Origin of the sequence: Maribacter antarcticus DSM 21422 (assembly GCF_000621125.1) — a bacterium.
GTDB lineage: Bacteria > Bacteroidota > Bacteroidia > Flavobacteriales > Flavobacteriaceae > Maribacter > Maribacter antarcticus.
In genome coordinates this window covers 130,763-156,713 of record NZ_JHZC01000004.1, presented here as the reverse complement: position 1 = coordinate 156,713, position 25,951 = coordinate 130,763, and the positions used below count along the sequence as shown (strand labels likewise).

Here is a 25,951-nt window from a genome sequence, read left to right as displayed (position 1 = left end):
GCTAAAATAAGAAATATGGTTTATAACACTTGTTTTAAAAGCACCTTAATCTCGTTTAACATCATGGCCGTTGCTCCCCATACAATGTAACCGTTTAATTTAAAGGCAGGTACATCAACATTTGTAGCATAGGACGTTGTTATTTTTTTTGTGGTTACGCTCTCATCCAATAAAAAATGAGCAAGCGAAACCTCTAAAAGGTCGGCGACCTCCGATTCCTGAATTACAAAAGGTTTGGGTTTTTTATAGAGACCAATAAAAGGTTGTACATCAAAATTACTAGGAGGAATAAAAACTTCAGTTAATTCTTTTAGTACCTGAATGTCATCAGGATGCACCCCTACTTCCTCATGCGTTTCCCTTAATGCGGTCACCATTGAATTTGCATCCTCCTTTTCTGCTTTACCACCAGGAAAAGCAACTTGATTGCTATGCACGCCTTTATAGGTTTTTCTTAAAATGAACAACAGGTGTGTTTCTTCCTGTTCATTTGGATAAAACAAGGCCATGACAGCTGCCTTTCTGGGCGTTTCTTTATTCAATTTGGCTTCTAGGAGTTCATTAATCCTGAACTCTGGAACCATTTTATGATGCGAAGCCTCCCCCGGTAGTGGCAGATTCTCTATTTTTGATATCCGTTGTTCAAAAATGTTGAAATTCATGTGTTTAAAAAAAATTTGGCTACCCCTTGCTGCGGTAGTAGTACTATTGATAGGATGCAAAGATAGTCCTAAGAATATAAAAGCTGCGAAAACAACTGTCTCAACTGCAATAGATACTACAAAAACGGAAATCACCGAAAATGAGGAAGAAAAGGAAGAAGCGTTTAAACTTACAGAAGAAAACGCCATCGATTTCTTTTTTGAATATCAGCAAAACCTAAAGGACGATAAAGTTAAGATTACTACGAGATTTGGTTCGTTTGTGGTGGAACTGTACGATAATGTTCCCTACCACAAAGCCAATTTCATCTACCTGACCAAGAACGGTTATTTTAAGGACACACAATTCTATAGGGTGGTCAAAAATTTTATTATTCAAGGTGGAAACTCGGATGACACGAAGACCGCAAAAAAACGTAGTGCCATTGGCCGATATCTATTACCGCCAGATACGCGCAAAGGCCACAAACACGATAGAGGAACCATTTCTATGCCAAGCAGCGAAATCAACAATCCGCATATGTTGGCATCTCCGTTCGAATTTTTTATTGTCACCACAAACCCTGGCTCTTATCATTTGGATGGTGACTTTACCCCTTTTGGCAAGGTTGTGGAAGGAATGGATGTAGTTGACAAAATAAACACGCAACCTGTTGGCAAGGGAGACTGGCCGCAACAGAACACCTATATACAAGATGCGGTGGTGGTTGAATAAATGTTGGGTTGAAGTGCGCTACTTTTCACTTCACAAGAAACCATAACCTTAATCCTTATAAATATTGGGTAAGGAAATTTTAAAACGAACGGCCAACAAACGCATTACAATAATCGAAAGTATAGCGGCCACATAAGCATACGTAGTATCGAAAGGAAACTGAATGAGGACAAAATAAATAATCCCGCCTAAGATACAAATGGTAGCATATACTTCTTTCCTGAAAATTACAGGAATCTCGTTACAAAGAATATCTCGGATAACACCACCAAAACTGGCCGTGATAGTTCCTAAAATAATACATATTACAGGAGATAGTCCGGCATTTAAGCCCTTCTCTACTCCTACCATGGTGTACAGTCCAATACCAATCGTATCAAAAAGAAATAAGGATTTTCTAAAATACCTTAGCTGGTTTACAAAGATAATAGCAACAAAAAAAGTCGCAGAAATAGTAATGAGATACACCGGGGTAGTCATCCAATTTACAGGCGTATTTCCTATAAGTAAATCTCGAAGCGTTCCTCCACCAATCGCAGTTACGAAAGCAATAATCAACACCCCAAAGAGGTCTAATTTTTTTTCCATCGCTACCAAAACGCCTGATATCGCAAAGGCAATGGTTCCTAAAATATCAATGACCAAATAAAACATAAGCTAACGTTGTTGAGTATAATAACAGTAATCTTTTATAACGATATCCACAAAGTCAGTCGGTTGCTTATCACTCGTTATCTGTGTGACTTTTTTGATTCTTGTGCTCAAAGATAAGATTACGTTGTAATTACCGTTGCGTTTTGCCTTATCATAAAGATCTTTTATAGTACCCATTTCGGTATCCGTAAATACGGTAACCTGAGAAAATTGTGGCACATAATCCTGTGGCAGCTCTCTAAGCAGGATGTCTTTTAAAAAAACACGCCTTTTTTCGCTTATTATGGTCGTACCTGCTGCTATATCTCCCACACGTTGTCCTTTGCCTCGCATTAAAATAGTAAATATTGCCACACCTCCCGAACTTACGGAAATATCTACAATCCTCAGAATCCATCGTATAAAATAACTAAAAAAATCAGGCTTGGAGCCATCTAGCTTTACTACCCTCAGTTGCATTAAATACTTTCCTATAGTTTTTCCTTCCATTAAGGTCTCCAGCACTAAATAGTATAGAAAAGCTGGTACCCCTGCAACCATAAAAATAGCCCACTGATCACCAGCGTTAACGTGTAACGCCAAAAGAAGCCATATCATAAGCACATAATAGATAACAATGATTAGCGTATCTATAATGAAAGCCAATATACGATCACCCAAGTGTGCTGTATTTTGATCTATGCTTATATTTTGGGCTGTTTCTATTTGAAATTGTTCCATTCTTTTGTTTCTTTGATATAAACTATAAAGTTAATGCGCGAGGCCGCTTTTGTAAAACAAAATAAGGACAAATGGTCAACTTTTGAAAGCGTATTGGTTAACAAAACGGATATAGCTCCAAATGTATTGTCTGATTTATACATTGAAATTACAGATCATTTAAGCTACGCAAAGACCTTTTATCCTACAAGCAACACGGAACGTTATTTAAATGCCTTAGCTTCCCAAGCGCATCAAAAGATTTACAGGACCAAACGCGAATCCAAAAACAGAATTATAAGTTTCTGGAAAACAGAATTTCCAATGATGTTCAAACAACACCATAGGGAACTGCTCATCGCTTTTTTGGTCTTCACTTTCTTTACATTTGTGGGTGCTTTTTCCGCTGCCAATGAAGGTGATTTTGTACGCTCTATTCTTGGAGACGGCTATGTGAATATGACCTTGGAGAATATAGAAAAGGGCGACCCCATGGCGGTGTATAAAAAAATAGGGGAATTTAATATGTTCCTTGGCATTACCATTAACAATATACGTGTGGCACTTATGGCTTTTGTGTACGGTTTTTTGCTTGGTATTGGCACGCTAATGATTATGCTACAGAACGGAATTATGTTAGGTAGTTTTCAATATTTCTTTTATGAGAAAGGGCTGTTATGGGAATCCATGCGCACCATTTGGATTCATGGTACTATTGAAATATCGGTTATTATTATTGCAGGAAGTGCGGGACTTGTATTGGCCAACGGTATGTTATTTCCAGGCACCTATACCCGATTAGAATCGTTTAAAAGAGGTGTTAAAAACGGACTTAAAATCATATTGAGTACTGTACCTTTCTTTATCATAGCTGGTTTTCTAGAAGGTTTTGTCACTAGACATACAGAAATGCCCGACTGGCTTGCGATAGTAATTATTACAGGTTCCCTTGCTCTAATTATATTCTACTATGTTATGTATCCATACCAACTACATAAAAATCAAAAAGCAATATGAAAAGCAATTATATTGAATTTAAAAAACAACGGGAACTAGGGGAAATACTATCAGATACCTTTGCCTTTTTTCGTAACGAGTTCAAACCATTCTTTACTATCTTCTTTAAAATTGTAGGTCCGTTTTTGGCGGCAATGGTAGTTTCATTGGTGCTGTATTTATACGTTGCAGGTGACTCCCTTAATGTAATGGTGTTCAATTCTGATATGAACGCTACAAATCTGGCCACAACTGCTGTAGTAAGCTTTGTTTATATACTATCCTTGGTTGCCGTATACACCATGTCTCAATCTACCGTGCTACATTATATAAAATCCTATGCCAATGGTAAAGGAACTATTGATATAGAAACCATACAAAAAGAGGTGTATGACAGTTTTTGGAGTTTTATTGGGTTAGGCATCATGGTTGGTCTTTCTGTAGGGTTGGGCTTTATTTTTTGTATCATTCCAGGAATCTATCTATATGTTCCCCTATCTCTCTCATTCTCCGTTTTGGCATATAATAGAATGGGGGCATCAGATGCGTACAGCTATAGTTTTGCCTTAGTAAAAGAGGAGTGGTGGATGACCTTTGCTACTATATTTGTAATTGGTATTATTGTAGGGATAGCTACCTATGTTTTTGCAATACCAACAGTCATATACCAATGGTTAAGAATGGGTATATTTTCTGGAGAAATAGATGCAGAAGGGATGATGGATATGTTCAAAGACCCAATTTACATTCTATTGAACGTCATTAGCACACTAGCTCAATTTTTATTGAACCTTATAAGTATTATCGCAGGCGTCTTTATTTACTTTAACCTCAACGAAAAAAAGAATTTTACAGGTACCTACGAGCGTATAGATAACCTAGGTCAAATACGCGAAAACTAACGATGCGAAACCCGTTAATAATTGGTTTGCTATGTACCTGCTGGGCTCCCCTTTGGGCCCAGGACAGCATTGCTATGATTAAAAAGGACACTACTGAGCTTAGACCGATACAAATTGAAGAAAGCCAACTAGAACACTTTAGGAATAATCCAGATTTTGATTACGAAGAAGCAATATCTGTAGCACCAGACTGGTGGATTGCTTTCAAAAACTGGATAGCCACTATTTTTATTAAATTTTTTGAGTGGCTCTTTGGGGTAGAAAAAGCAGCCGGTGCCTTTGGTACTTTTTTACACCTAATCCCTTATGTGCTTTTGGCCGTTTTTTTATTTATTCTTATCAAATTTTTCATTGGTGTAAATACTAGGGCAGTCATGCATGCGAAAAAAAATCAGGCTATCGTTGCGCTATCCGAAGAGGAGCATATCATTAAAAACGAAGATATACAACAGCTGATTGAAAATGCTATTGGACATAAAGACTATCGTTTGGCCGTGCGGTATTATTACCTCTACATACTACAACTCATGAGCGAAAAAGAATTGATTGTTTGGGAATTGCAAAAAACAAACGAAGATTATAAACTGGAGTTACAAAAGCAAGAGCTCGTGGAACCATTCGCTACAAGCACCCGACTATATAACTACTTTTGGTATGGAGAATTTCCAATAGACAAGACAAAATATAAGAAAGCGGAAGCCAACTTCCTTTCGTTAAAAAAATTATTGATGAATGGGTAAAAAGAGTACCATATATATGATTATTGCGGTACTAACACTATCCGCATTTATGCTCTTGGAGTATAATAAACCCAAGGAAATTAATTGGTTTCCGTCCTATGTGGCTACCCATAAAATTCCCTACGGGACGTATATCTTCAACACTGTAATAGAAGCTGTTTTTCCTGATCAGCTGACACAGGTCTATGCACCTCCTTTTGAATTTATAGGTGCAAACAATACCTTGTCTGGCACCTACTTCTTTGTTAACAATGATATACAATTTAATCAAGAAGAACTTAATACCCTGTTGGATTGGACGCACAAAGGCAACACGTTATTTATAGCATCTAAAAACTTTGAAGAAAAATTAAAGGATACACTGGGCCTTGATACGGATACTTTTTATAGCGGATTTGAAACAAGTCAGAAACAAACATATGCCCTTGTAAACCCAAGGTTTCAAATAAGTGATTCCGTTACCTTTGATAGGGATACCGCTACTCCATATTTTAGCGAAATAGATACGGTAAAAAGTACGGTCCTAGGTCAAGTAGCTATCTTGAACGAAGAAGCGCTCCAGCTGCAAATAACTCTAATAGCACAACCATTTGGGGATGGCAAAATCATTCTATCCACATTTCCAGAAGCATTTACCAACTATTTTATGCTTACTGGAAAAAACAAGGACTATACCGCCGGTCTCCTATCCTATCTAGATGGTACTAGACCTATTTATGTAGATAATCATTACAAAAACGGAAAATCGTTCTACAGCTCGCCCATGTACATTTTCCTAAATACCAAGGAGCTTAAATGGGCGTACTATATTGCTTTAATCGGTGCACTAATTTATGTGATTTTTGAAGGAAAACGGAAACAACGTGCAATTCCTGTGATAGCACCGCTTACCAATAGAACGTTAGATTTTACGCGTACCATCTCAGATATGTATTATGTACAAAGCGACCAAAAGACCATTGCCGAGCATAAAATAAATTACTTTTTAGATTGGATACGTACACGCTATTATTTGGGAAGCATTACTAAAGAAGATGATTTCTATAGCCATCTGGCCCAACGTAGTGGTCATTCCTTAAAATTTGTAAGCCGTGTTTTCTCTTTTATGGAACACATTAGAAACAGCGAACAACTATCGGATGCCGACCTACTAAAACTAAATACCTTAATTCAAAAATTTAAAGCTAAAGCTGATGGAAAATAACGAACCACAATCCAACGACCTTGATTTCAACAATAGGATTCCTTTAGAAGGGCTTCAAAAAGCAGTAGGCGATATAAAAGTAGAACTGGCAAAGGTTATTATAGGCCAAGAGAACTTTATAGAGCTTTTAATTGTTTCCCTTCTGGTAGATGGCCATGTGCTCATAGAAGGAGTGCCCGGTGTTGCAAAGACCATCACTGCAAAACTATTCGCTAAGACCTTAAAAACCAATTTTAGCCGCATACAGTTTACACCAGATTTAATGCCGAGCGATATTCTTGGCACCAGTATTTTTAATGTAAAATCTTCTGAGTTCGCGTTTAAAAAAGGTCCTATTTTCTCTAACATTATATTGATTGATGAAATAAATCGGGCACCAGCAAAAACGCAGGCTGCTATGTTTGAGACCATGGAAGAGCGTCAAGTTACCATGGATGGTACTACCTACCCAATGGCAGTACCTTTTATGGTCTTAGCCACGCAAAACCCTATTGAACAAGAAGGCACCTATGCCCTACCTGAAGCACAATTAGACCGTTTTCTATTTAAGGTAAAAGTAGAGTACCCTAGCGTAGCAGAAGAAGTATTGATATTAAAAACGCACCACAAACGCAAAGGGAATCTGCCACTAAAAGAGATAAAGAATGTGCTTACTCCTAAAGCACTTTTAGGTTTCAAAAGTCAGATTCAGGAAATTGTGGTAGCGGAAAAAATATTCCAGTACATTGCAGATATCATTACAAAAACCAGAAATCATCCGCATTTATATCTTGGGGGATCCCCCAGGGCTTCCATTGCTGCATTGAACAGTGCCAAGGCATTAGCTGCCATTAACGGTAGGGATTTTGTGACTCCAGAAGATGTTAAGAAGGTGTTGGTTCCCGTTCTTAACCATAGGGTGATTTTAACTCCGGAACGCGAAATGGAGGGTATGACGACCGAAAGCGTAGTGCAGGTGATTACCGAAAGTGTAGAAATACCTAGATAGATGCAGTTTTTAAAATCGTTCTACATACATAACACCTTTTTTAGGTACTTGGCGCTGCTCAGTGCCTGCTTTATACTAGCGTTCTGGTTAAAGTGGTTATATCCTATCGCTTGGGTATTGATCTTGGTGCTGGTAGCCGCTTTTTTGTTTGATGTTTTTCTGCTTTACGGAACCAGCAAAGGAATGGAGGCTAAAAGAGTATTACCCAAAAAATTATCCAACAGCGATTTAAATCCCATTAGTATACAATTCCATACCAATTATCCTTTTAAAACAAACATCAGCTTTATAGATGAGCTACCTCAGCAATTCCAGAAAAGGGATTTTGAATACAACACCAAGGGGATTAAAGGCGAGAAACAAGTTTTTGAATATACGGTACGGCCTGTTGATAGAGGCGAATATATTTTTGGAAACCTAAACGTATATGCCTCCTCTCCCCTGCGCATTATAAAACGTCGCTTTGTATTCCAAAAAGATCAGATGGTACCCGTGTACCCGTCAGTCATTCAAATGCAGCAGTACGATTTTTTGGCTATGAATAATCGCTTGTCTAACATCGGCCTTAAAAAAATACGGAAACTAGGCCATACCCAAGAATTTGAACAAATCAAAGAATATATACCCGGAGACGATATCCGTACACTAAACTGGAAAGCTACGGCAAAGCAGCACCTGTTGATGGTAAACCAATACCAAGATGAAAAATCGCAGCCTGTTTATTCTATTATAGACACGGGCAGGGTCATGAAAATGCCCTTTAATGGACTTAAATTACTGGATTACGCTATTAATAGCGCCTTAGCCTTTAGTAATGTGGCTTTAAAACGGCACGATAAGACAGGTTTGGTCACGTTCTCAAAACAAATTGAAACCTACTTGCCTGCGGTTCAAAAACCTACCTATCTCAATAATATTCTAGAAACGCTTTACCATACAGACACCGAGTTCACAGACTCCGATTTTGGTGCTTTATACGGGCATGTAAAGCGAAAGATAAATCAAAGGAGTTTGCTTTTGTTATATACCAATTTTGAGCATATATCTGCCTTAAAAAGACAAGTACCGTATTTTTTAGGATTGGCAAAAAAACACGTATTAGTGGTCATATTTTTTGAAAATTCTGAACTGGAAAAACTAATTGCCACCGATGCCGAAGACCTGCAGGCCATTTACCATAAAACCATTGCCGAAAAGTTTTCCTTTGATAAAAAACTAATGCAAAAAGAACTACAACGGTATGGGATACAGACGATCCTCACCAAACCAGAAGAACTGACCATAAATACGATAAATAAATATTTAGAAATTAAAGCAAGAGGCTTGTTATAAACCGTCCTTAATAAAATAACCGGCCTGTATGGCTGCTACAATGTCACCAGAACCGTTTTCAAAATCAGCGGTAAAATCGGTATCAACCGTATTTATGTTTATTGCTAAAGGAGAGCACCCACAACGTTTGCCACTACCCCGTCTACTATCTAAAATCATATCTAGTACCAAACCAGAAATAATACCACCTATAGCGGTATAGATGATGTCATCGTTTTCCCATACTGCGCCTCTAGATTGATTGTACGCTTCCTTTGCTAAGCTAGCGGCAAGACTGCTACCTGCTGCTCCGACCCATGTCCAACCCCTACTCTTAAATACTTTATGAGCGGCATAACCTCCTACCGCGCCTATCGCTAAACCAGCACCTAGGTGCTTACCTGCATTGGTAGTTTTTTGGGTATATCCAAAAGCACATGTAATCATTAAAAAAAGTAGTAGGGAACTATTTTTCATCTTTCATCTAAATTTCATACTCGCATACATAATGTGGTATCGTTTGATTAATTATAGAACAACTGTCTATTCTTAATATCTTAAAACAATCTTGTTTGCGCTGACCCTACTTTAATTTTTAAAATGGCAATTTAACCCTGTAAAAAGGCGGTACAACGAATGGTTTAATCCTTAAATACCATAGTAAAAAATAGTATTTGTGTAAAGAAGACAACATCAGACGTTTACAATAGCCTATTGTATTTGTTTAAAAATCGCCTAAAAAATCGAGTGGACTCTTAGCATTAAGAAGGTGCTTGTTAGACACATGCGTGTAGCGCATTGTAGTCTTGATGATATTATGGCCCAATAGTTCTTGAATACTACCGAAATCTGTACCCGATTCCGATAGGTGTGTCGCGTGCGCATGCCTACGGCTGTGCAAGGTTACCCTCTTCTTTATAACTACCCTTTTAAGGGCCGATTTGAATACGGCTCTAAGACTTTCGGAAGCATATTGGCCGTTCCTACCTTCAAAAAGATAGGTTTTGGGCCTATTCCTCTTATAATAGCCCCGTAATACATTTTTTAATGATTCTGAAAAAGGCAGTACCCTATAACGTTTGCCCTTTGCATTTTGTATAAATACTCCGTTACGGTCCTCATCTAAATGGGTAATCTTTAGTACACGTAGTTCGACACTTCTTAAACCTAGAGCATACACGGTGGTCAACATAGCCCTATGCTTTATATTCTCGGTAACGGAAAGTATACGTTTTACTTCTTGCAGCAAAAGTATTTGCGGCAGCACGCGTTACGGTTTTCTGGGTCTTAGCGTGTCTAAATCTAATTGTGTATTATCCCTTTAGTTCATGCAGAGCAAAACTGCACTAAGTACTTGTTTTTGACTTGTATATGCGTACTTTTTATCGACTATAAGTTCCCTTATTTTCTGTAATAAGAATTTAGCATCTAACCGATGTATTTCATGCTCAAACCCTATGTATTTAGCAAAAGTAACCAGCAGTCCTGTATAGGAAATACTCGTGTTTTCGCTATATCTTATTATTTTTAATAGCGTTCTTATATTTTCAAAATCTGTGATATGCAGCTTGGTTCATTGTTATCACCAAGATATCAAATAATTACTTATACACATTAATATCGGGTAGGTTATACCTTCTTTTTTGGTAAATTGCTTATATCCATTAATTAGCAATACTACCCAAAAACAACGAAGTATTGAAACATAGATTTTATAATAAGAATAAGAACGAGCGGAATCAAATCCAAATAATCATTGCGTTATCTGCATTAACAATAATACTCACATCCTTATTTTTGTCGTGGAAAACTGGAACTTATATAATTGGAATGCTAACTTTTCCGATTGTTTTGTCTATAATCGCGCCATTCTTTGATACACCAGCTTTAAAAAAAAACGGAAAATTATTTTATTACTCATCTCTTTTCATTGCTGAACAACCTAAAAATGAAATTATTACTATACACGGAGGAACTTTGTTGGACTATTTTTTCGTTATTGATAGAAAAATGAATGGAAAGCAAAGAACCAATTTTATAATCCAAAAGTATTTACAAGGAGTTTTATGTCTAATCGAAAAGTACGAGGACACGAAAAAAACTAACTTAAAAATTTGTGGGACAAGCTATATAATAAATGTAAGGACAGCAGAAAAATTAGGTTTCAAAATAAAAAAAACAGATTTCCTACAAAAGATGATTTTAACTTATAATTATTTTAATCTTTTGATTTCAAATTCTATTGCAAAAAATAAGATTTCATTTCCAAACTTAAAGAAAACCAGAACTTTTGAGGCTGATTTAAATCAATTGATTGAACGAAAAACATATATAATAGAATTGAACAACAAGCTGAAAAGTACTATTACTAACACTGTATATAAAACATAACTATTATAGGATTTTCTAGAGGTATCTATGTATTTTCAAAGACCTCAAAATTTTTAAATTTGGCTTTTAGAATGATAAAGATTAAAAGAAAAATTCGAAAAAAATGCTAACTGAAAATAAGATAAGCAAGTATTTACTTTACGCAATTGGTAAAATAGTGCTCGTGGTTATTGGTGTTTTGATTGCATTGCAAATCAACAATTGGAATGCAAAACAAAAAATTGATAAAGAAGAAATAGGCATAGTATGTAACCTTTTAGAAAGTCTAAATTCTGCCAAGGAGCAATCTGATATTGAGATTTTTAAAGAAAAGCAAAAGAGGGACGCACTTCTATTTGCATTAGGAAAAAGTTCTAACAAGGGTAAGCTTAATGTAAATACTATTTCTGACTAATTGTTTTACGACATAATGTGGAATTCTAATCCAATATTGCCAGTAATAAATTCGTATTCAGATATAAAAAATACTGGTAAAATAGCAATTGTAAAAAGTCGCAGTATACGTGAGAGTTTTACCAATTTAGAACGAACGCTTACCAATTTACCTAGTTTAGTAACTGATCGCTTAATACTACAACAAATGCGAATCGATGATATTATTGTTAATGATTTAAATTTTGTTAGAATGTTAAAATCAATTGACCCTAGTATCAATATTGATAATGAATCACAAAACAACTATAGCTTAATTTTAAATAATCAAAAAACAAGAAACTTGCTAGCTCTTAAGTTAAGTCTCACTTATTCAACGATTAAACCTCGACAAGAATTTGGAGATGAAATAGATGATTTAATACAATTTTTAGAAGTCGAATTAAAAGGAAGAAATAACAAAAGGCAAATAATTTGATAGCTCATTACCTTGGATTAGACCTACATGCTGTTGGTCTATGCTTATCCTTTTAGCGCTGGAATGGTTTTAACTTGTGAACCTAATATATATATATATATCCCTGAACAAGGAATTGACTATAGGCTTAAGGTTTGTTTTTTAACCACCAAAGATGTAATATCTGCTTAACAGCAGTGATGCCTAAAGAAATTAATAAATAATTAAATAACAATAATAATGATAGGAATAGGAGGATCAACCATAAAAGCAGAATTGGAGGCTATTGAACCCATAGCACATTTAGTTAAGCCAATACAAAAACAAGAATTTCAACAAAGAATTGATAAGGCTTGTCAATTGATGAAAGATCAAAATGTACCAGGGTTATATTTACATTCTGGTACAAATTTATTCTACTTTACAGGAATGAAGTGGAATGCAAGTGAGAGAATGGTTGGTGCTTTATTATTTCCAAATGGAAAACTAATTTATATTGCTCCTGCGTTTGAAAAAGGAACTATTTTCGACTATATGCAATTGGAAGGAGTTGTTCATGGTTGGGAAGAACATGAATCTCCATATGAACTATTGGTAACGCTTTTGAAAGAAAATGGAATTGAATCTGGAGTTATTTCCATTGATGAAGCAACGCCATTTTTTGTTTTTGACGGAATTAGAAATTGTCAAAATTCATATCAATTCGTCAATGCGAAACCTATTACGGCAGGTTGTAGAATGATTAAGTCTGATGCAGAAATTACTATCATACAACATGCAATGAACATTACATTAGAAGTTCAGAAAGCAACGGCAAGAATTTTACATGCAGGAATTTCTGCAAAAGAAGTTACTAATTTTATTCATGATGCTCATGTGAAATATGGGATTCAATCTGGATCGTATTTCTGTATTGTATTATTCGGAGTAGATTCATCTTTTCCGCACGGTGTAAAATCACCCAAAGATTTGGAAGAAAACGAAGTAGTTTTAGTTGATACAGGTTGTATGATACATGATTATATTTCTGACATTACAAGAACCTATGTTTTCGGAAAAGCAAACGAAGAACAAACTTATATTTGGAACATCGAAAAAGAAACACAACAAGCAGCTTTTGTTGCAGCACAGCTAGGTAATACATGTGCTGATGTTGATGATGCATCAAGAGTTATATTAGAGTCTCATGATTTAGGACCTGATTATAAATTACCCGGCTTACCACACAGAACAGGTCATGGAATTGGATTAGGGATTCATGAATGGCCATATATTGTTAGAAACGACAAAACAGTTTTAACATCAGGAATGACTTTTAGTAATGAACCCATGATTTGTGTTCCAGATAAATTTGGAATTCGGTTAGAAGATCATATCTACATGACAGAGGAAGGTCCTAAATGGTTTACAAAACCTATGCATTCAATTGAAAATCCTTTTGGAATTAGTAACAATCATTAAAAAGTATATCTAATAAATATAAATTAAAATGAAAAAATATTAAACTTCTTACTGCAATAGTTATGAATATGAATATTCGTATTCCTTAATAAAAGTAGTAAATGTCAAATAATATTCATGAATCTGTCAAAGTTATCGCTGCTCTAAAAGGCAAAAAACCATTGTAAACATTTTACCTTTTCACACTATTATAGAAAAAATAATACGAAAAACTGAATCAATTTTATGAAAAAGGAACCATGGATGAACCTGATTTAGCTAGACAAGATGAAAATATTCAAATACTATGGGTTAAATGCTATGGTCGGTGGATAAACACTACGGGTAAGAAAACAAAATATGAAAGCCAGCAGAGAACAAAATATAAAAATCATTGCTATCCTACTGGTTGATAACGCTTCTTATACTGACCGTTTTAGCCTTCATTATGACCAACCATTAAACAAATGATAAAATTCTTTAAAAATTAGATAAGATATGATAAGAGAAAATAAAGTGAGTAATTATTTTCTTTATGCCATTGGTGAGATTGTACTCGTTGTTATTGGAATATTAATTGTTTTAGCAATTAATATTTGGAATGACAAAAGAAAAGCAAGATTCGAAGAAAACAAGATTCTAATTGAATTGAAATCTAATCTAATCTTGAGAACAACATAGTATTTTTTGAATCAGCAATTGAACAAAATAATAGAGCCTTGAAATCTGGACATATTGTTATAAAAACAATTAAAAGATAAATTACCTGTTTGCGATTTATTATACTACCATTTTCAAAATTTAAGCTACATATATCCCGTGCAATTGGAATCTTCTGGCTATTCCACTCTAAAGGCGGTAAGTTTTAATTTAATTACTTCAGACTTATTAAGAACTCAATTAATTAATCTTTACGAGGTAAATTTTGAGCTACTCAAATTCAATATAAATGGAAATTAGAAAAGCATATATGGCGATGCCCTTGTTCATTTAATAACAGAACTATTTTATAGCAATACAATTCAATCGAATGGTATTGGACAGCAAACAATCCTTATTCCAGATGATTATGAAGCTCTTTTTAATAACCATAAATATATTAATACCAATTCATATTACACTGATTTAGTAGACTGGTCTATAGATTTGTATATGCAAGCGATTCTGGGTATTCGTAAACTTATTAAAGAATTAGAAGGAGAAATAACGAAACGCTAATAACATGTATAGGCAATTACTAGTTCTGTGTCTACTCGGAAAATCCTACAGATTTTCCTCTGGTTCATTTTCGTTTACTAATTTAGTTGCTAGCCAATGCAACTAAGCATTCACAGCATATTTATAATAAAATACTAAAAAATGATTGAAAAGCTACAAAATAGCGAGTTAAACATATCAATTCAAATACATGCTGTTTTTCAATTATCGTATGCAGTTGAAGCTAAATTATTAGATGCAACTGATTTCCCACCGCTTAAAAGACCCCTTGAAAGTTATTTAACAAGTGATAATATGTTCTTCGGATATCTAGAAAATACTGAATTAGCAGGCATTATTGAAATTACATTTAACGATAAATGTACAAACATCAATAGCTTGGTAGTGCATCCAAAAAAATTTAGACGTGGAATTGCTAGAAAATTAATTGAATTTGTTTTCAACACATTTGATTCGAATCTATTTGTGGTTGAAACTGGACTTGCGAATGGCCCAGCTACTAAATTATATAAGAAATTTGGTTTTATAGAAGTTAAACAATGGGATACTGACCATGGAATTAGAAAAATAAAATTTGAAAAGAGAATACATAACTAGGCAAAACATAATGTATCATGTATTTACTAGATTAGTGACATAAACAACGTAACTAACCATACACAAAACGTTAGAGATAATTTTCGTCTAATTAATAATCTATGAAAATTACAATACTTATAAGGTTGCTATTCATCCCAATTCTAGGGTTATTATGTATTCATTGCAAAACTGAGTTGCCAAGAACCCTTCTTATTAAAAATGCGACTATAATTAATGGAACAGGCTCAAATAGAATAATGGGATCGGTTCGTATAGAAAGTAATATCATTATTGATATTGGGGAATTAAAAACATTAAAAACAGATTCTGTAATTAATGCTGAAGGATTAATTTTGAGCCCTGGCTTCATAGACACACACAGTCATCATGATTGGGATAGTCTAAGAACAAAAGAATCGGCAATTAGTCAAGGTATTACAACAGTTATTATTGGTCAAGACTGAAGCTCTGAACTACCTCTAATAGAATTTTTTGATTCAATTATCAAAACGCCTTGGTCCGTAAATATGGGGTCCTATACAGGTCATAATACCCTAAGAAATACTGTTATGGGTAACGACTTTAAACGTGAGGCTACCCAAGCTGAAATTGAACAAATGAAAGCGTTGTTGGAAACGGATTTAAAAAATGGTTCGCTAGGCCTAGGCACAGGTTTAGAATATGACCCAGGAATTTACTCGAGCACCAGCGAGGTTCTTGAACTTGCAAAAATTACTTCAACATATGGCGGGCGTTACATTAGTCACATGAGAAGCGAAGACATTTATTTAAATCAAAGTATTGATGAGATTTTAACTATAGGTAGAGAGGCTGATATTCCTGTTCAAATTTCACATTTTAAACTTGCTAGAAAAGGCCTTTGGGGAAAATCGCCTGAAATATTGAGAAAACTTGATAGTGCTAGAACAACAGGTATTGCTGTTTCTGCCGACATCTATCCATATCAATATTGGCAATCTTCTATGACGGTATTGTTCCCTGAAAGGAATTTCGAAAGTCGAGAAACTGCCGAATTTGCACTGACAGAATTAACAACTCCTGAGGGCATGATCATTAGCACTTTTGATGCAAAGCCTGAATATGAGAATTTAACGTTGGCCGAAATAGCCAAACTCCGCAATGAAGACCCAGTAACTACTTATATTGAACTCATAAAAATTTCTCAAAAACAACCAGGAGAAAGAATTATAGCAAAATCAATGGATTTGGAAGATATTAAATCCATACTGAATTGGCCTTTCACAAATTTATGTTCAGATGGATCTCCAGATGGACATCCAAGGGGATGGGGTTCTTATCCAAAGTATTTAAATATGGATACAGGACAATCTCTTGAAGCTAAAATCAACAAAATGACTTTGAAAGCAGCACAGAACTTGAATTTAAACAAAATTGGACAAATTAAAGAGGGTTATTATGCTGACCTCGTGTTATTCAATCTCGATTCTATTAAAGACAAAGCCACATTCGAAAACAGTACTTTAAAATCTGAAGGGATTAATTTTGTTTTTGTTTCTGGTGAAATAGCATACGCTAATCAAATGCTTACAAAGGTGTATTCTGGTAGAATCATTAAGAGAATTAATTAAATTGTCTTTAGTACTATGTAAGAATGTATTCCAGCGCATTTTCCACTAAACCTGCGGTACAAGCCAAGAATACGATTTAAATTCTCGTTGCGTTTGAAGATTTCTAACTACGAACAGCAGTGGGACTTCAATAGACCGTTATTGGATTGTATTACGAAACTTGACTAAAACTAAATGACTAAATTAGGGATATGACCAAATTAATTTCTCTAATCGCTATCGGCTATATTGCAATAGGCTGCAATGAAAACACAAAGGCAAAGGCAAAGGATATTAATCTAAATACATCCATTGATACAGTGAACAATAAAGTGTCATTGACTGCTGATACTACAGATATAGACGTTGTCAAAGTCTCCCCAGATAATTATAAAATACTGTTGGAAAATGAATACGTAAGAATTGTAGAGTATACTCTTAAGCCAGGAGAAAAAGATAATTTGCATAACCATACTGCCAAAACAGAATAAGTAGTTTCAGGTGGAGATATAAGAGTCTATCCAGAGAATGCCCACCCGTTGATTATAATGAAGTAACCGGAACGGTTTTTTGGGTGGACAAAACAACAAATCATTATGTTGAAAATATTGGCAAAACAGCTGTTAAAACACTTCTCCATGAGATGAAATCAGTTAAATGATAATGATTTATGAAAATTATGCATGTCTGATTTAGACTATTTAACAAGAAGGAATTAAGGGAGAATAATATGAACTGACTGTACCTATTTAGGAGAGACAGTGGCTAGCGCCCAAAACCGCACAAAATTAATTGCTAGTTCTTGCCTGCGTACGAAAATCCTAAAAGATTTTCTAATTGGTTTTGCATGTACTAAATGAATAACTTTAACACGTAAAATATTATTATTCAAACACGTTGGTGTTGATAACGTTACGCTATTTTTACTTCAGAATTTTAACTCTCACAGAATGGACAATCTATATTCTGGATATGAGACGGGACTATCAAAATTTAAATCTCCAGAAAATAAGGCACTACTTGAAAACGAGCAATTTGAAAGTATAGTAGACAACCATTTTTTTTAATCAAACTGGCAACTGCGAGCGCATACCACTTTGCAAAACGAACTCGAAAAAATGATAGCATTAGAAAAACCTGAATTGAATAATAACAACTAGCCAAAGTACAAAGCATATAATTTATTGCTTAAACATGCAATTGACTAAAGTCTAAGCGTGCTGCTTTGTTATAACCGACAGCTGACCAATGATAAAATTCATTAAATTATAAAAACTTAATTTACAAAGCAAAACCGCAAACAACCCGTTTGCAACAAACCTAAAAAATGAAAATAAAAATTCTAAAATCAAATATTCAACTTGAAAACGATAGGGTTTTACTGCTCCCCTTTGAGAATGAAAGAAATGAAGAACTCAAAGAAATAATCTTCGATAAAAAAATTTGGAAGTTTATGGGAATGAACGTGAATAACGAACAGGGTTTTAAAAACTATATAGCAAAAACGATTAAAGACAAAAACAACCGTCTTTGTTATCCTTTTTTAATTATCGACAAGCAAAATAATAAAGTTGCAGGTTGTACGAGATACGGAAATGTGCATACCGCAAACAAAAAATGTGAAATTGGCTGGACATGGTTGGGAACAGATTTTCAAGGCACAGGATTAAACAAAGCTTGCAAGTACGAATTATTACAGTTTGGTTTTGAAAATATTGGATTTAGAAGAATCCAATTTAGGACCGATAAAGAAAACCTAAGTTCACAAAAAGCAATAGAAAATTTAGGTGCTCAGAAAGAAGGTGTTTTTAGAAATAACTACGTCGCTCCAAATGGAGAAAGCAGAACTGATGTTTACTATAGCATCATAAAAGAAGAATGGAATTCGCTCAAAACTGAACGTTTTTCAGAATTTTTAGTCTACTGATAACCAAGCAGAACGTAAAACCGAAGTACCAACAAAGCCAATAATTAATACGGGCTTTGTGGTTTACGACACGGTCTATATTAATCATTGAATTGGAAAATTTTTGAAGTTTTGCAACGCAATAAAAGTGATATTTTTTGCTTTGTGTAGCTAGAAATATGTCAGATTTCTGCGCTGCTTAATAAGCAGCTGAACCTTATAAAAAATTTAAAAAGAATGCCAATGAAAGAATATTTCAAACTTCAATTTAAAATGACGAACAGAAAGCTGACGAAATTTGGGCTACCTCCTTTTATGGCATATATAGCAGTCCCACTGTGCTTTGTAGGTCTTTCAGTTTATATGTTTTCTAAATCTGAAGTTTCGGAATACGTTTATATTTTAGTTGCATTTAGACTGCTCACAAAACGTATCCCTCCGAGCAAGTACATCTTTACTTTGATACCTTAAGCCATTCGCTTTGTTGTTCAAATATACAGAACAATGACAAGAAGAAGTACAAGGGTCAAGTGGATAGACAAGTATGAAACATCCAATCAAATTCAAAAGGCGTTTTCCACCGCCCACGGATTAAGTAAAAGCAAGCTTCATTACTGGATTAAAAAATAATGAAAGGTGTACAAAAAGAGGACTTTGCTAAACTCGAAAAAGAAATGAAGGACTTTAGCATCGGAAATCGAATTGATAACCTAAACATTACTTAGAAAAGGCTGTTACCAAAAGCTATATTTAACGCAGACTTGTGTTTATAGAACAAGGGCTATGTTTATTTATGTAGCTGCACAATCTTTGAGATTGTACTTTGGACAAAAATAAATCAAAATAAAATGAATTCGCTATGTGCAAAGCGAACAGCAAATGCTAGTTTATTCCTATACTGTTTTAAGTCGTTAGCATTTAGTAAAAAAAAACATTATGAATATAAAAAAAATATCAAAACTATTCTTTATTGCTACACTGGGATTATCTTCCTGCAACGATCCTGTGCAAGACAACCTCATTCAAAAACCAAATATCATATTAATTATGACTGATGACCAAGGTTGGTATGATGTTGGTTTTAACGGGAATGATGAAATAAAAACGCCTAATTTAGATTTACTAGCATCAAATGGGGTCATTTTCGATAGATTTTATTCGGCTTCCGCTGTTTGCTCTCCAACAAGAGCTAGTTTAATTACGGGAAGAAACCCTCTTAGAATGAATATTCCGAATGCTAATAAGGGGCATATGAAAGATGAAGAAATCACAATTCCTGAACTCTTGAAAAAAGAAGGGTATATGACTAGTCATTTTGGCAAATGGCACTTAGGAACCCTTACAAAATCAGAACTAGATGCTAATAGAGGCGGAAGGCGAGAATACGATAAAGAATATACAATTCCAACTGAACATGGTTATGACCATTTTTTTAGCACCGAATCAAAAGTACCTACGTACGACCCCATGGTATATCCTACTCATTTTATTAAAGGAGAAAGTAAAAGATTTGGATGGAGGGGTATTAAAGATAGTGACTCAACCAAGGCATATAAAACAGCATATTGGGTGGGGGAAAATCAAAAAGAAATAACTAATTTAGAAGGTGACGATTCTCGTATCATAACGGATAGGGTTATTCCATTCATTGAAAATTCGCTAAAAGAAGAGAAACCATTCTTTTCAACAATATGGTTTCATACGCCACATTTACCTGTGGTTAGTGATGGTATTCATCGTAGTTTTTATAAAGATTTGGACCTCGAAAAGCAATTGTATTACGGCACTATTACTGCAATGGATGAACAAATTGGTAGATTGTGGAAAAAACTAGAAGCGTTAGATATTCAAGAAGAAACTATAATTTTCTTTTGTAGTGATAATGGTCCGGAGAGAGCAACGCCTGGTAGTGCTGGCATTTTTAGAGAACGCAAAAGGAGTCTATATGAAGGAGGCGTTAGAGTACCTGCTTTTGTTATTTGGAAGAATCATTTAGAAGGGGGTAGAAGAATTGATTTTCCTGCTGTCACTTCAGACTATCTGCCAACAATACTTGACATTCTAGATAAAGAATACCCTGCTGATAGGCCTATTGATGGTACAAGTATTTTGGGTGCCTTAAAAGGTGATGAAAAGGAAAGAATAAAACCTATTGGGTTTATATATGAATCAAAAGTATCATGGGTTACCCATCAATACAAATTAATTGGGGATAAAAACTTGACAGCGTTTGAACTTTACGATTTACTAAATGACAAATCAGAAGAAAAAAATATTATTGAGCAATTTCCTGAAGTAACAAAGGCGTTAAAGACGGATTTAATTACATGGTTAAATTCAGTTGAAAACAGTAAGAAAGGAATGGATTATAGTCATTAAGCAATAAAGTGCTAACGAAGAACTGAGGTAAACAACAAATAAATTCTTCCTTAATCTGAGACCTAATTATGCTAGGCTCATAGATTCTAAAATTAGATTTTTTTTGCTTTTTTATTTATGATTTTCAATTACTTCACTCGCATTACCGAAACGTAAGTCTCATCATATGGCCTGCTGGATTTGGCTACAGCAAAACTTTATTTGAGCAACTTGTGCGCGACTGCTATCAAAGCTACCTTTTTTACTCTTTCCCTTTTTCAGAATTCACGCGTATACCCCGTTGCACTAAATATTATGTTTATAGGCATTGAACAACTTTAAAATTGTTTGTGTTACAATGTTACCGAATATTCAGCAGCAAGAATTTGAGTTGATAACACCATATGTGATTTATTGCTAGTTCTAAATTGCTTAGTTACGTTTATAAAACACATAACTATACATAAACATTTTTGGGTCAGTTACCAGAAGACATTTGGTTCCACTTTTAAATAGAACCACCCGAAACACCACGTATAAATTTCCAAGGAGCGGTTGTAATACGAAAGAACAATCCTCAAAAAAGGGGTTTCAATCCGAAGCCTGTGGGAACACGATATTTAATCCTTTGCCTTCTTATCGGTCTCACCTCCCACAACGTAGGCTGGCTAAAAGCTACATACGTGGCTGCCTAATCCTAAAATTCAGCCTATATTTATAGAACAAATTTTAACATGAAATAAGCAATAACAAGCCAAAACGCCACACTCGTTTTATACAGGGGTCGTTAGCCTTCATAAAACGCGAAAGATGGAGGGATTAATTTGTAGTTGAAATAGATTTTAAAAAACAATAATAAACCATAAGTACCAACAGATGAAAAACGTAAAAAAGTCTCTATCTATTAATTTAAACAGCTTTAAAATTCTCGTATTTATCTGTTTTTTTTCTTTTAGTTTTAATGGAAAAGCACAGGTAAACTGGACAAACGATGGAAATTCTTATTTTAAATTAGAAAAAAACCAATTGGTTACCTATATCCTACCCAACCACGATGTAAAAACAGTCATTTCAAAAAAACAACTTACCCCAGCAGGGAAAATTGAACCTATAGCAGTCGCACATTTTGTATTTTCAATAGACCAACAAAAAGTGCTATTGTTTACCAATACTAAAAAAGTTTGGAGACTTAATACCAGAGGTGATTATTGGGTTTTTAACTTTAAAACGAATACGCTCACCCAACTTGGTAAAAGCCTACCACCTTCCTCTTTAATGTTTGCAAAATTCTCTCCCGATGGAACTAAAATAGCTTATGTTTCTAAAAACAATTTATATAGTGAATCCTATGAAAGTGGTGAGATCCAAGCTTTAACTACCAAAGGTACGGGTTCCTTAATAAATGCAACTTTTGATTGGGCATATGAGGAAGAATTTTCTTGTAGAGATGGGTTTCGTTGGAGTCCAGACAGTACATCTATTGCCTATTGGCAGATAGATGCTAGCGAAATTAAAAAGTTTTATATGATTAATAATACAGACTCAATATATTCTCAATTAGTACCCTTAGAATATCCAAAAGTTGGCGAGAAACCTTCAGCGTGCAGGGTGGGTGTCGTAAGCCTTTCTGACAACAAAACTACATGGATGAATGTTCCTGGTGATGCCTCTCAAAATTACTTAGTAAGAATGGAATTTATTCCAAGCACTAACAAGCTCTTGATCCAGCAATTAAATAGAAAACAAAACAAGAGTACCTTATACATCGCAGATGCTTTAAAAGGTACCACAAATAGCATTTATAGCGAATCGGACGAAGCTTGGGTTGATTTATTTACTGTAGGCAATTCTCGTGCCATTGACTACACCAATAATTTTAGCTTTTTAAAAAAAAATAATAGCATTCTTTGGGCATCAGAAAAAGATGGTTGGAGGCACGTATACCAAGTTTCTTTGGAAGGAAAACCAGAGGTACTTATCACTAAAGGCGAATACGATGTTATCGATTTAAAACACATCGATTCTAAAAAAGGATATGTGTATTATTTAGCTTCCCCAAATAATGCCACGCAAAAGTATTTGTATAGAACGAAATTAAATGGAAAAGGAAAAACCGAATTATTAAGTCCCGAGAGCTTAAAAGGAAGCCACGATTATTCTTTTTCTTCTAATGGTAGCTATGCAGAACATACCTTTTCAAACCATTATACACCAAGAACAAAAGAGTTTATTAGCGTTGCCAATCACAAAGCGTTAACCGAAGAAGAAAGCATTGTTGCTAACTTAAAAAAAATAGAGGAAAAACCAACTACCGAATTTTTTACCATAACCACCGAAGATAATATTGAAATGGACGGATGGATGGTAAAACCAACAAATTTCGACCCAAATAAAAAATATCCTGTGGTGTTTTATGTGTATTCTGAACCCGCTGGCACCACGGTAAAAGACATCTATAATGTAAGTAGAAATCGGAATTATAAAGGGAATATGGCCAAAGATGGCTATCTCTATATTTCTCTAGATAATAGAGGTACGCCTGCTCCAAAAGGGCGCGCATGGCGAAAGTCTATTTACAGAAAAATTGGAGTCATCAATATAAATGATCAGGCTATGGCTGCTAAAGAAATTTTGAAATGGGATTTTGTAGATGCAGCGCGAGTAGCAGTTTGGGGCCATAGCGGAGGAGGATCTGCCACATTGAATTTGATGTTTAGATATCCTGAGATTTACAAAACGGGAATTTCACTCGCTGCAGTTGCCAATCAATTAACCTATGATAACATTTATCAAGAACGCTATATGGGCCTACCCCAAGAAAATAGGGAAGATTTTATTGAAGGCTCTCCGATTACCTATGCCAAAAATTTAGAAGGAAATTTACTTTATATCCATGGTACTGGAGATGACAATGTGCATTATCAAAATGCAGAACTATTGTTAAATGAATTAATAAAACACAACAAGCAATTTCAATTTATGCCTTATCCAAACCGAACACATGGCATAAGAGAAGGAGAAGGAACTACAGAACATTTGACCACCTTATATACAAACTTCTTAAAACTACACTGTCCTCCTGGAGGAAGATAATGTTTGGCACGGAACATAGTGTCCTTAATTAAGAAATGAACAAAGAGACCCTAGAATAATAAACATAGCGAAAGGCTACGAATGAACTGGATACTACTTTTTGAAATTTTGTACCTCGTTGCATTGCTTTTGCTTATCCTTAGGGTATTGTACGATACGCGTAGTGGTATCAAGGCCTTGGCCTATATTCTGTTCATAATATTTGTTCCCTTTCTTGGGATGTTATTTTACTTTTCATTCGGAACCAATTACCGAAAACGTAAGCTCTACAGTAAAAAATTGATTCAAGATGACCACGTGCGAAAGGAGTTAAGAAACCGCACGTTCGCTTACTCTGATACCGTTCTAAACGCTGGATTGATTCCTGAGGTCAACCATAATTTGGCGGCGTTTATACGAAAATCTGCCAGCAGTCCTTTAACGGCGAATAATGCTGTAAAACTGCTATTGAACGGGGAAGAAAAATTCCCAAAAGTCCTAGAGGCCTTAGAAGCAGCGGAGCATCACATTCATCTTGAATATTATATTTACGAAGATGATACTACCGGAAAATCTATAACTGATATTTTAATACAAAAAGCGAAACATGGTGTTGAGGTCCGTTTTATGTACGATGATTTCGGTAGTAATGCGTTAAGCGAGAGTTTTATAAAAAATCTAGAAGCCGCAGGCGTGCAAACGGCGCCTTTTTATAAAATAAAAGTACTTGCCCTTGCGAGTAGACTAAATTATAGAAACCACAGAAAAATTATAGTAGTAGACGGGAAAATAAGTTTTGTAGGTGGCATAAATATCAGCGACCGCTACCGTAACGATAGTCTAGCAAAGGACGACCTCTTCTGGCGCGATACCCATTTGATGTTAAACGGTCCGGCTACGTCCTATTTACAACACCTCTTTTTATGCGATTGGAATTTTTGTAGCCTAAATACAGTGGCATACCATACAGACTATTTTCCTGAACCTATCATCGGCACTGAAATTGGTAGAGAAATCGTACAATTGGCACCTTCTGGTCCCGATTCCGATTTACCCGTTATTTTTTACTCCCTGTTGGAAGCCATCGGTACCGCCAAAAAAAAGATATTAATTACCACTCCCTATTTTATCCCTAGGGAAAGCCTAATAGACGTTTTAATAATTGCCGCACAAGGCGGATTGAAAGTGCAACTGTTAGTTCCCTGTGTTTCGGATTCTAAATTGGTAAATGCAGCAGCCCACTCGTATTACACTGAACTTTTAAAATATGGCGTAGAGATATTTTTATACAACAAAGGCTTTATTCACGCTAAAACCATGGTGGTAGATGATGACTTGGCCATCATCGGTTCTGCAAATATGGATTACCGTAGTTTTGAGTTTAATTTTGAAATCAATGCCCTGATCTACGGAAAAGAAATTACTAGGCAATTGGAAACAGCTTTTCTAAACGATTTACAAGAATCTACAAAAATTGATGCTAACGATTGGCTATCCAGACCAAGGTACATACATCTTTGGGAAAAAGCAGTGCGCTTGCTATCGCCTTTTTTATAGGGTAAAAAACCAAATCAGTATAGCTTTAACTAATCCTGCCTATTCATCTTGTTACGAGAGATGGCCATGAAATAGAATCGTGAACTATACCATATTCATCAACCGTAGTAAATTTCTCTTTTACCCCAATGTCACTATTGC

At 35.1% G+C, this 25,951-nt stretch carries 25 protein-coding genes; 20 read left to right on the top strand and 5 right to left on the bottom strand.

Going from position 1 to position 25,951, the window contains the following annotated elements; translation table 11 throughout:
* Positions 1–20 precede the first annotated feature (20 nt).
* On the bottom strand, positions 21–662 hold the full coding sequence (locus Q360_RS0100710) for an NUDIX hydrolase (protein WP_027075373.1): 642 nt from the start codon (positions 660–662) through the stop codon (positions 21–23).
* On the opposite strand from Q360_RS0100710, the gene Q360_RS0100705 reads away from it, so the two are divergent.
* Positions 661–1,377 carry a peptidylprolyl isomerase gene (locus tag Q360_RS0100705; RefSeq protein ID WP_027075372.1) on the top strand — a complete coding sequence of 239 codons (717 nt, stop codon included), beginning with the start codon at positions 661–663 and terminating at the stop codon, positions 1,375–1,377. The two genes, Q360_RS0100710 and Q360_RS0100705, sit on opposite strands and share 2 nt — an antisense overlap.
* Before the next feature lie 48 nt (positions 1,378–1,425).
* Here the strand turns inward: Q360_RS0100705 and Q360_RS0100700 are convergent, their stop codons facing one another.
* A complete protein-coding gene (locus Q360_RS0100700; RefSeq protein WP_027075371.1) occupies positions 1,426–2,031 on the bottom strand; it encodes a trimeric intracellular cation channel family protein in 606 nt (201 codons plus the stop codon).
* Between the two features lie 3 nt (positions 2,032–2,034).
* Positions 2,035–2,751: an RDD family protein gene (locus Q360_RS0100695; protein WP_027075370.1), complete on the bottom strand. Its 717-nt coding sequence runs from the start codon at positions 2,749–2,751 to the stop codon at positions 2,035–2,037.
* A 33-nt stretch (positions 2,752–2,784) separates the two neighbouring features.
* Between Q360_RS0100695 and Q360_RS0100690 the strand changes: the two genes are divergently transcribed.
* The 6 genes from Q360_RS0100690 (at position 2,785) to Q360_RS0100665 (ending at position 8,892) form a co-directional block, all read left to right on the top strand.
* Positions 2,785–3,747, top strand: a complete 963-nt coding sequence (locus Q360_RS0100690; protein WP_027075369.1) for a stage II sporulation protein M — start codon at positions 2,785–2,787, stop codon at positions 3,745–3,747.
* Positions 3,744–4,628 (top strand): hypothetical protein, encoded by an 885-nt coding sequence (locus tag Q360_RS0100685; RefSeq protein ID WP_027075368.1) that lies wholly within the window; start codon positions 3,744–3,746, stop codon positions 4,626–4,628. The genes Q360_RS0100690 and Q360_RS0100685 overlap by 4 nt, the downstream gene beginning before the upstream one ends.
* Positions 4,629–4,702: 74 nt before the next feature.
* Positions 4,703–5,368 carry a DUF4129 domain-containing protein gene (locus tag Q360_RS0100680; RefSeq protein WP_245603117.1) on the top strand — a complete coding sequence of 222 codons (666 nt, stop codon included), beginning with the start codon at positions 4,703–4,705 and terminating at the stop codon, positions 5,366–5,368.
* Positions 5,361–6,572: a DUF4350 domain-containing protein gene (locus Q360_RS0100675; protein WP_027075366.1), complete on the top strand. Its 1,212-nt coding sequence runs from the start codon at positions 5,361–5,363 to the stop codon at positions 6,570–6,572. Before Q360_RS0100680 ends, Q360_RS0100675 begins: the two co-directional genes overlap by 8 nt.
* The gene (locus tag Q360_RS0100670; RefSeq protein ID WP_027075365.1) at positions 6,562–7,560 is read left to right on the top strand and encodes an AAA family ATPase; all 999 of its coding nucleotides are present in this window, start codon (positions 6,562–6,564) and stop codon (positions 7,558–7,560) included. Before Q360_RS0100675 ends, Q360_RS0100670 begins: the two co-directional genes overlap by 11 nt.
* Positions 7,561–8,892: a DUF58 domain-containing protein gene (locus Q360_RS0100665; RefSeq protein ID WP_027075364.1), complete on the top strand. Its 1,332-nt coding sequence runs from the start codon at positions 7,561–7,563 to the stop codon at positions 8,890–8,892.
* Here Q360_RS0100665 and Q360_RS21895 read toward each other — a convergent pair.
* Both Q360_RS21895 and Q360_RS26405 read right to left on the bottom strand, forming a co-directional pair.
* Positions 8,887–9,348 (bottom strand): hypothetical protein, encoded by a 462-nt coding sequence (locus tag Q360_RS21895; RefSeq protein WP_156949965.1) that lies wholly within the window; start codon positions 9,346–9,348, stop codon positions 8,887–8,889. The genes Q360_RS0100665 and Q360_RS21895 overlap by 6 nt on opposite strands.
* 247 nt (positions 9,349–9,595) lie before the next feature.
* On the bottom strand, positions 9,596–10,120 hold the full coding sequence (locus tag Q360_RS26405; protein ID WP_245603110.1) for a tyrosine-type recombinase/integrase: 525 nt from the start codon (positions 10,118–10,120) through the stop codon (positions 9,596–9,598).
* 449 nt (positions 10,121–10,569) lie between these two features.
* On the opposite strand from Q360_RS26405, the gene Q360_RS0100650 reads away from it, so the two are divergent.
* The 13 genes from Q360_RS0100650 to cls all read left to right on the top strand — a co-directional run bounded on the left by Q360_RS0100650 (position 10,570) and on the right by cls (position 25,810).
* Entirely contained in the window at positions 10,570–11,262 is a 693-nt protein-coding gene (locus Q360_RS0100650) for a hypothetical protein (RefSeq protein WP_027075363.1), read from the top strand.
* Between the two features lie 103 nt (positions 11,263–11,365).
* Positions 11,366–11,656, top strand: coding sequence for a DUF6090 family protein (locus Q360_RS0100645; RefSeq protein WP_027075362.1), 291 nt, complete (start codon positions 11,366–11,368; stop codon positions 11,654–11,656).
* A gap of 36 nt (positions 11,657–11,692) precedes the next feature.
* Entirely contained in the window at positions 11,693–12,112 is a 420-nt protein-coding gene (locus tag Q360_RS0100640) for a hypothetical protein (protein ID WP_211251556.1), read from the top strand.
* A gap of 219 nt (positions 12,113–12,331) precedes the next feature.
* Positions 12,332–13,552, top strand: a complete 1,221-nt coding sequence (locus tag Q360_RS0100630) for a M24 family metallopeptidase (RefSeq protein WP_211251555.1) — start codon at positions 12,332–12,334, stop codon at positions 13,550–13,552.
* Between the two features lie 477 nt (positions 13,553–14,029).
* Complete coding sequence (locus Q360_RS27315) at positions 14,030–14,212, top strand: DUF6090 family protein (RefSeq protein ID WP_027075359.1); 183 nt, start codon at positions 14,030–14,032, stop codon at positions 14,210–14,212.
* A 678-nt stretch (positions 14,213–14,890) separates the two neighbouring features.
* Positions 14,891–15,346, top strand: coding sequence for a GNAT family N-acetyltransferase (locus Q360_RS0100615; RefSeq protein WP_027075358.1), 456 nt, complete (start codon positions 14,891–14,893; stop codon positions 15,344–15,346).
* Between the two features lie 176 nt (positions 15,347–15,522).
* Positions 15,523–15,792, top strand: coding sequence for a hypothetical protein (locus Q360_RS24290; RefSeq protein ID WP_156949963.1), 270 nt, complete (start codon positions 15,523–15,525; stop codon positions 15,790–15,792).
* Between the two features lie 105 nt (positions 15,793–15,897).
* Positions 15,898–16,938, top strand: a complete 1,041-nt coding sequence (locus Q360_RS21885; protein WP_169734613.1) for an N-acyl-D-amino-acid deacylase family protein — start codon at positions 15,898–15,900, stop codon at positions 16,936–16,938.
* A 191-nt stretch (positions 16,939–17,129) separates the two neighbouring features.
* Positions 17,130–17,408 (top strand): hypothetical protein, encoded by a 279-nt coding sequence (locus tag Q360_RS0100605; RefSeq protein WP_027075357.1) that lies wholly within the window; start codon positions 17,130–17,132, stop codon positions 17,406–17,408.
* 836 nt (positions 17,409–18,244) lie between these two features.
* Positions 18,245–18,844 carry a GNAT family N-acetyltransferase gene (locus Q360_RS0100595; protein WP_027075356.1) on the top strand — a complete coding sequence of 200 codons (600 nt, stop codon included), beginning with the start codon at positions 18,245–18,247 and terminating at the stop codon, positions 18,842–18,844.
* 915 nt (positions 18,845–19,759) lie between these two features.
* A complete protein-coding gene (locus Q360_RS0100580; protein WP_036194694.1) occupies positions 19,760–21,202 on the top strand; it encodes a sulfatase family protein in 1,443 nt (480 codons plus the stop codon).
* An 855-nt stretch (positions 21,203–22,057) separates the two neighbouring features.
* Positions 22,058–24,274 (top strand): S9 family peptidase, encoded by a 2,217-nt coding sequence (locus tag Q360_RS0100575; RefSeq protein ID WP_051554499.1) that lies wholly within the window; start codon positions 22,058–22,060, stop codon positions 24,272–24,274.
* 81 nt (positions 24,275–24,355) lie between these two features.
* The gene (gene cls, locus Q360_RS0100570; RefSeq protein WP_027075352.1) at positions 24,356–25,810 is read left to right on the top strand and encodes a cardiolipin synthase; all 1,455 of its coding nucleotides are present in this window, start codon (positions 24,356–24,358) and stop codon (positions 25,808–25,810) included.
* Positions 25,811–25,951 lie beyond the last annotated feature (141 nt).

What these genes read in the sequence shown, in the direction of transcription:
- Q360_RS0100705 (WP_027075372.1), top strand. Translation starts at nt 661, where the DNA reads ATGTGTTTAAAAAAAATTTGGCTACCCCTTGCTGCGGTAGTAGTACTA.
- Q360_RS0100710 (WP_027075373.1), bottom strand. Translation starts at nt 662, where the DNA reads ATGAATTTCAACATTTTTGAACAACGGATATCAAAAATAGAGAATCTG.
- Q360_RS0100700 (WP_027075371.1), bottom strand. Translation starts at nt 2,031, where the DNA reads ATGTTTTATTTGGTCATTGATATTTTAGGAACCATTGCCTTTGCGATA.
- Q360_RS0100695 (WP_027075370.1), bottom strand. Translation starts at nt 2,751, where the DNA reads ATGGAACAATTTCAAATAGAAACAGCCCAAAATATAAGCATAGATCAA.
- Q360_RS0100690 (WP_027075369.1), top strand. Translation starts at nt 2,785, where the DNA reads ATGCGCGAGGCCGCTTTTGTAAAACAAAATAAGGACAAATGGTCAACT.
- Q360_RS0100685 (WP_027075368.1), top strand. Translation starts at nt 3,744, where the DNA reads ATGAAAAGCAATTATATTGAATTTAAAAAACAACGGGAACTAGGGGAA.
- Q360_RS0100680 (WP_245603117.1), top strand. Translation starts at nt 4,703, where the DNA reads ATGATTAAAAAGGACACTACTGAGCTTAGACCGATACAAATTGAAGAA.
- Q360_RS0100675 (WP_027075366.1), top strand. Translation starts at nt 5,361, where the DNA reads ATGGGTAAAAAGAGTACCATATATATGATTATTGCGGTACTAACACTA.
- Q360_RS0100670 (WP_027075365.1), top strand. Translation starts at nt 6,562, where the DNA reads ATGGAAAATAACGAACCACAATCCAACGACCTTGATTTCAACAATAGG.
- Q360_RS0100665 (WP_027075364.1), top strand. Translation starts at nt 7,561, where the DNA reads ATGCAGTTTTTAAAATCGTTCTACATACATAACACCTTTTTTAGGTAC.
- Q360_RS21895 (WP_156949965.1), bottom strand. Translation starts at nt 9,348, where the DNA reads ATGAAAAATAGTTCCCTACTACTTTTTTTAATGATTACATGTGCTTTT.
- Q360_RS0100645 (WP_027075362.1), top strand. Translation starts at nt 11,366, where the DNA reads ATGCTAACTGAAAATAAGATAAGCAAGTATTTACTTTACGCAATTGGT.
- Q360_RS0100630 (WP_211251555.1), top strand. Translation starts at nt 12,332, where the DNA reads ATGATAGGAATAGGAGGATCAACCATAAAAGCAGAATTGGAGGCTATT.
- Q360_RS27315 (WP_027075359.1), top strand. Translation starts at nt 14,030, where the DNA reads ATGATAAGAGAAAATAAAGTGAGTAATTATTTTCTTTATGCCATTGGT.
- Q360_RS0100615 (WP_027075358.1), top strand. Translation starts at nt 14,891, where the DNA reads ATGATTGAAAAGCTACAAAATAGCGAGTTAAACATATCAATTCAAATA.
- Q360_RS21885 (WP_169734613.1), top strand. Translation starts at nt 15,898, where the DNA reads ATGGGTAACGACTTTAAACGTGAGGCTACCCAAGCTGAAATTGAACAA.
- Q360_RS0100605 (WP_027075357.1), top strand. Translation starts at nt 17,130, where the DNA reads ATGACCAAATTAATTTCTCTAATCGCTATCGGCTATATTGCAATAGGC.
- Q360_RS0100595 (WP_027075356.1), top strand. Translation starts at nt 18,245, where the DNA reads ATGAAAATAAAAATTCTAAAATCAAATATTCAACTTGAAAACGATAGG.
- Q360_RS0100580 (WP_036194694.1), top strand. Translation starts at nt 19,760, where the DNA reads ATGAATATAAAAAAAATATCAAAACTATTCTTTATTGCTACACTGGGA.
- Q360_RS0100575 (WP_051554499.1), top strand. Translation starts at nt 22,058, where the DNA reads ATGAAAAACGTAAAAAAGTCTCTATCTATTAATTTAAACAGCTTTAAA.
- cls (WP_027075352.1), top strand. Translation starts at nt 24,356, where the DNA reads ATGAACTGGATACTACTTTTTGAAATTTTGTACCTCGTTGCATTGCTT.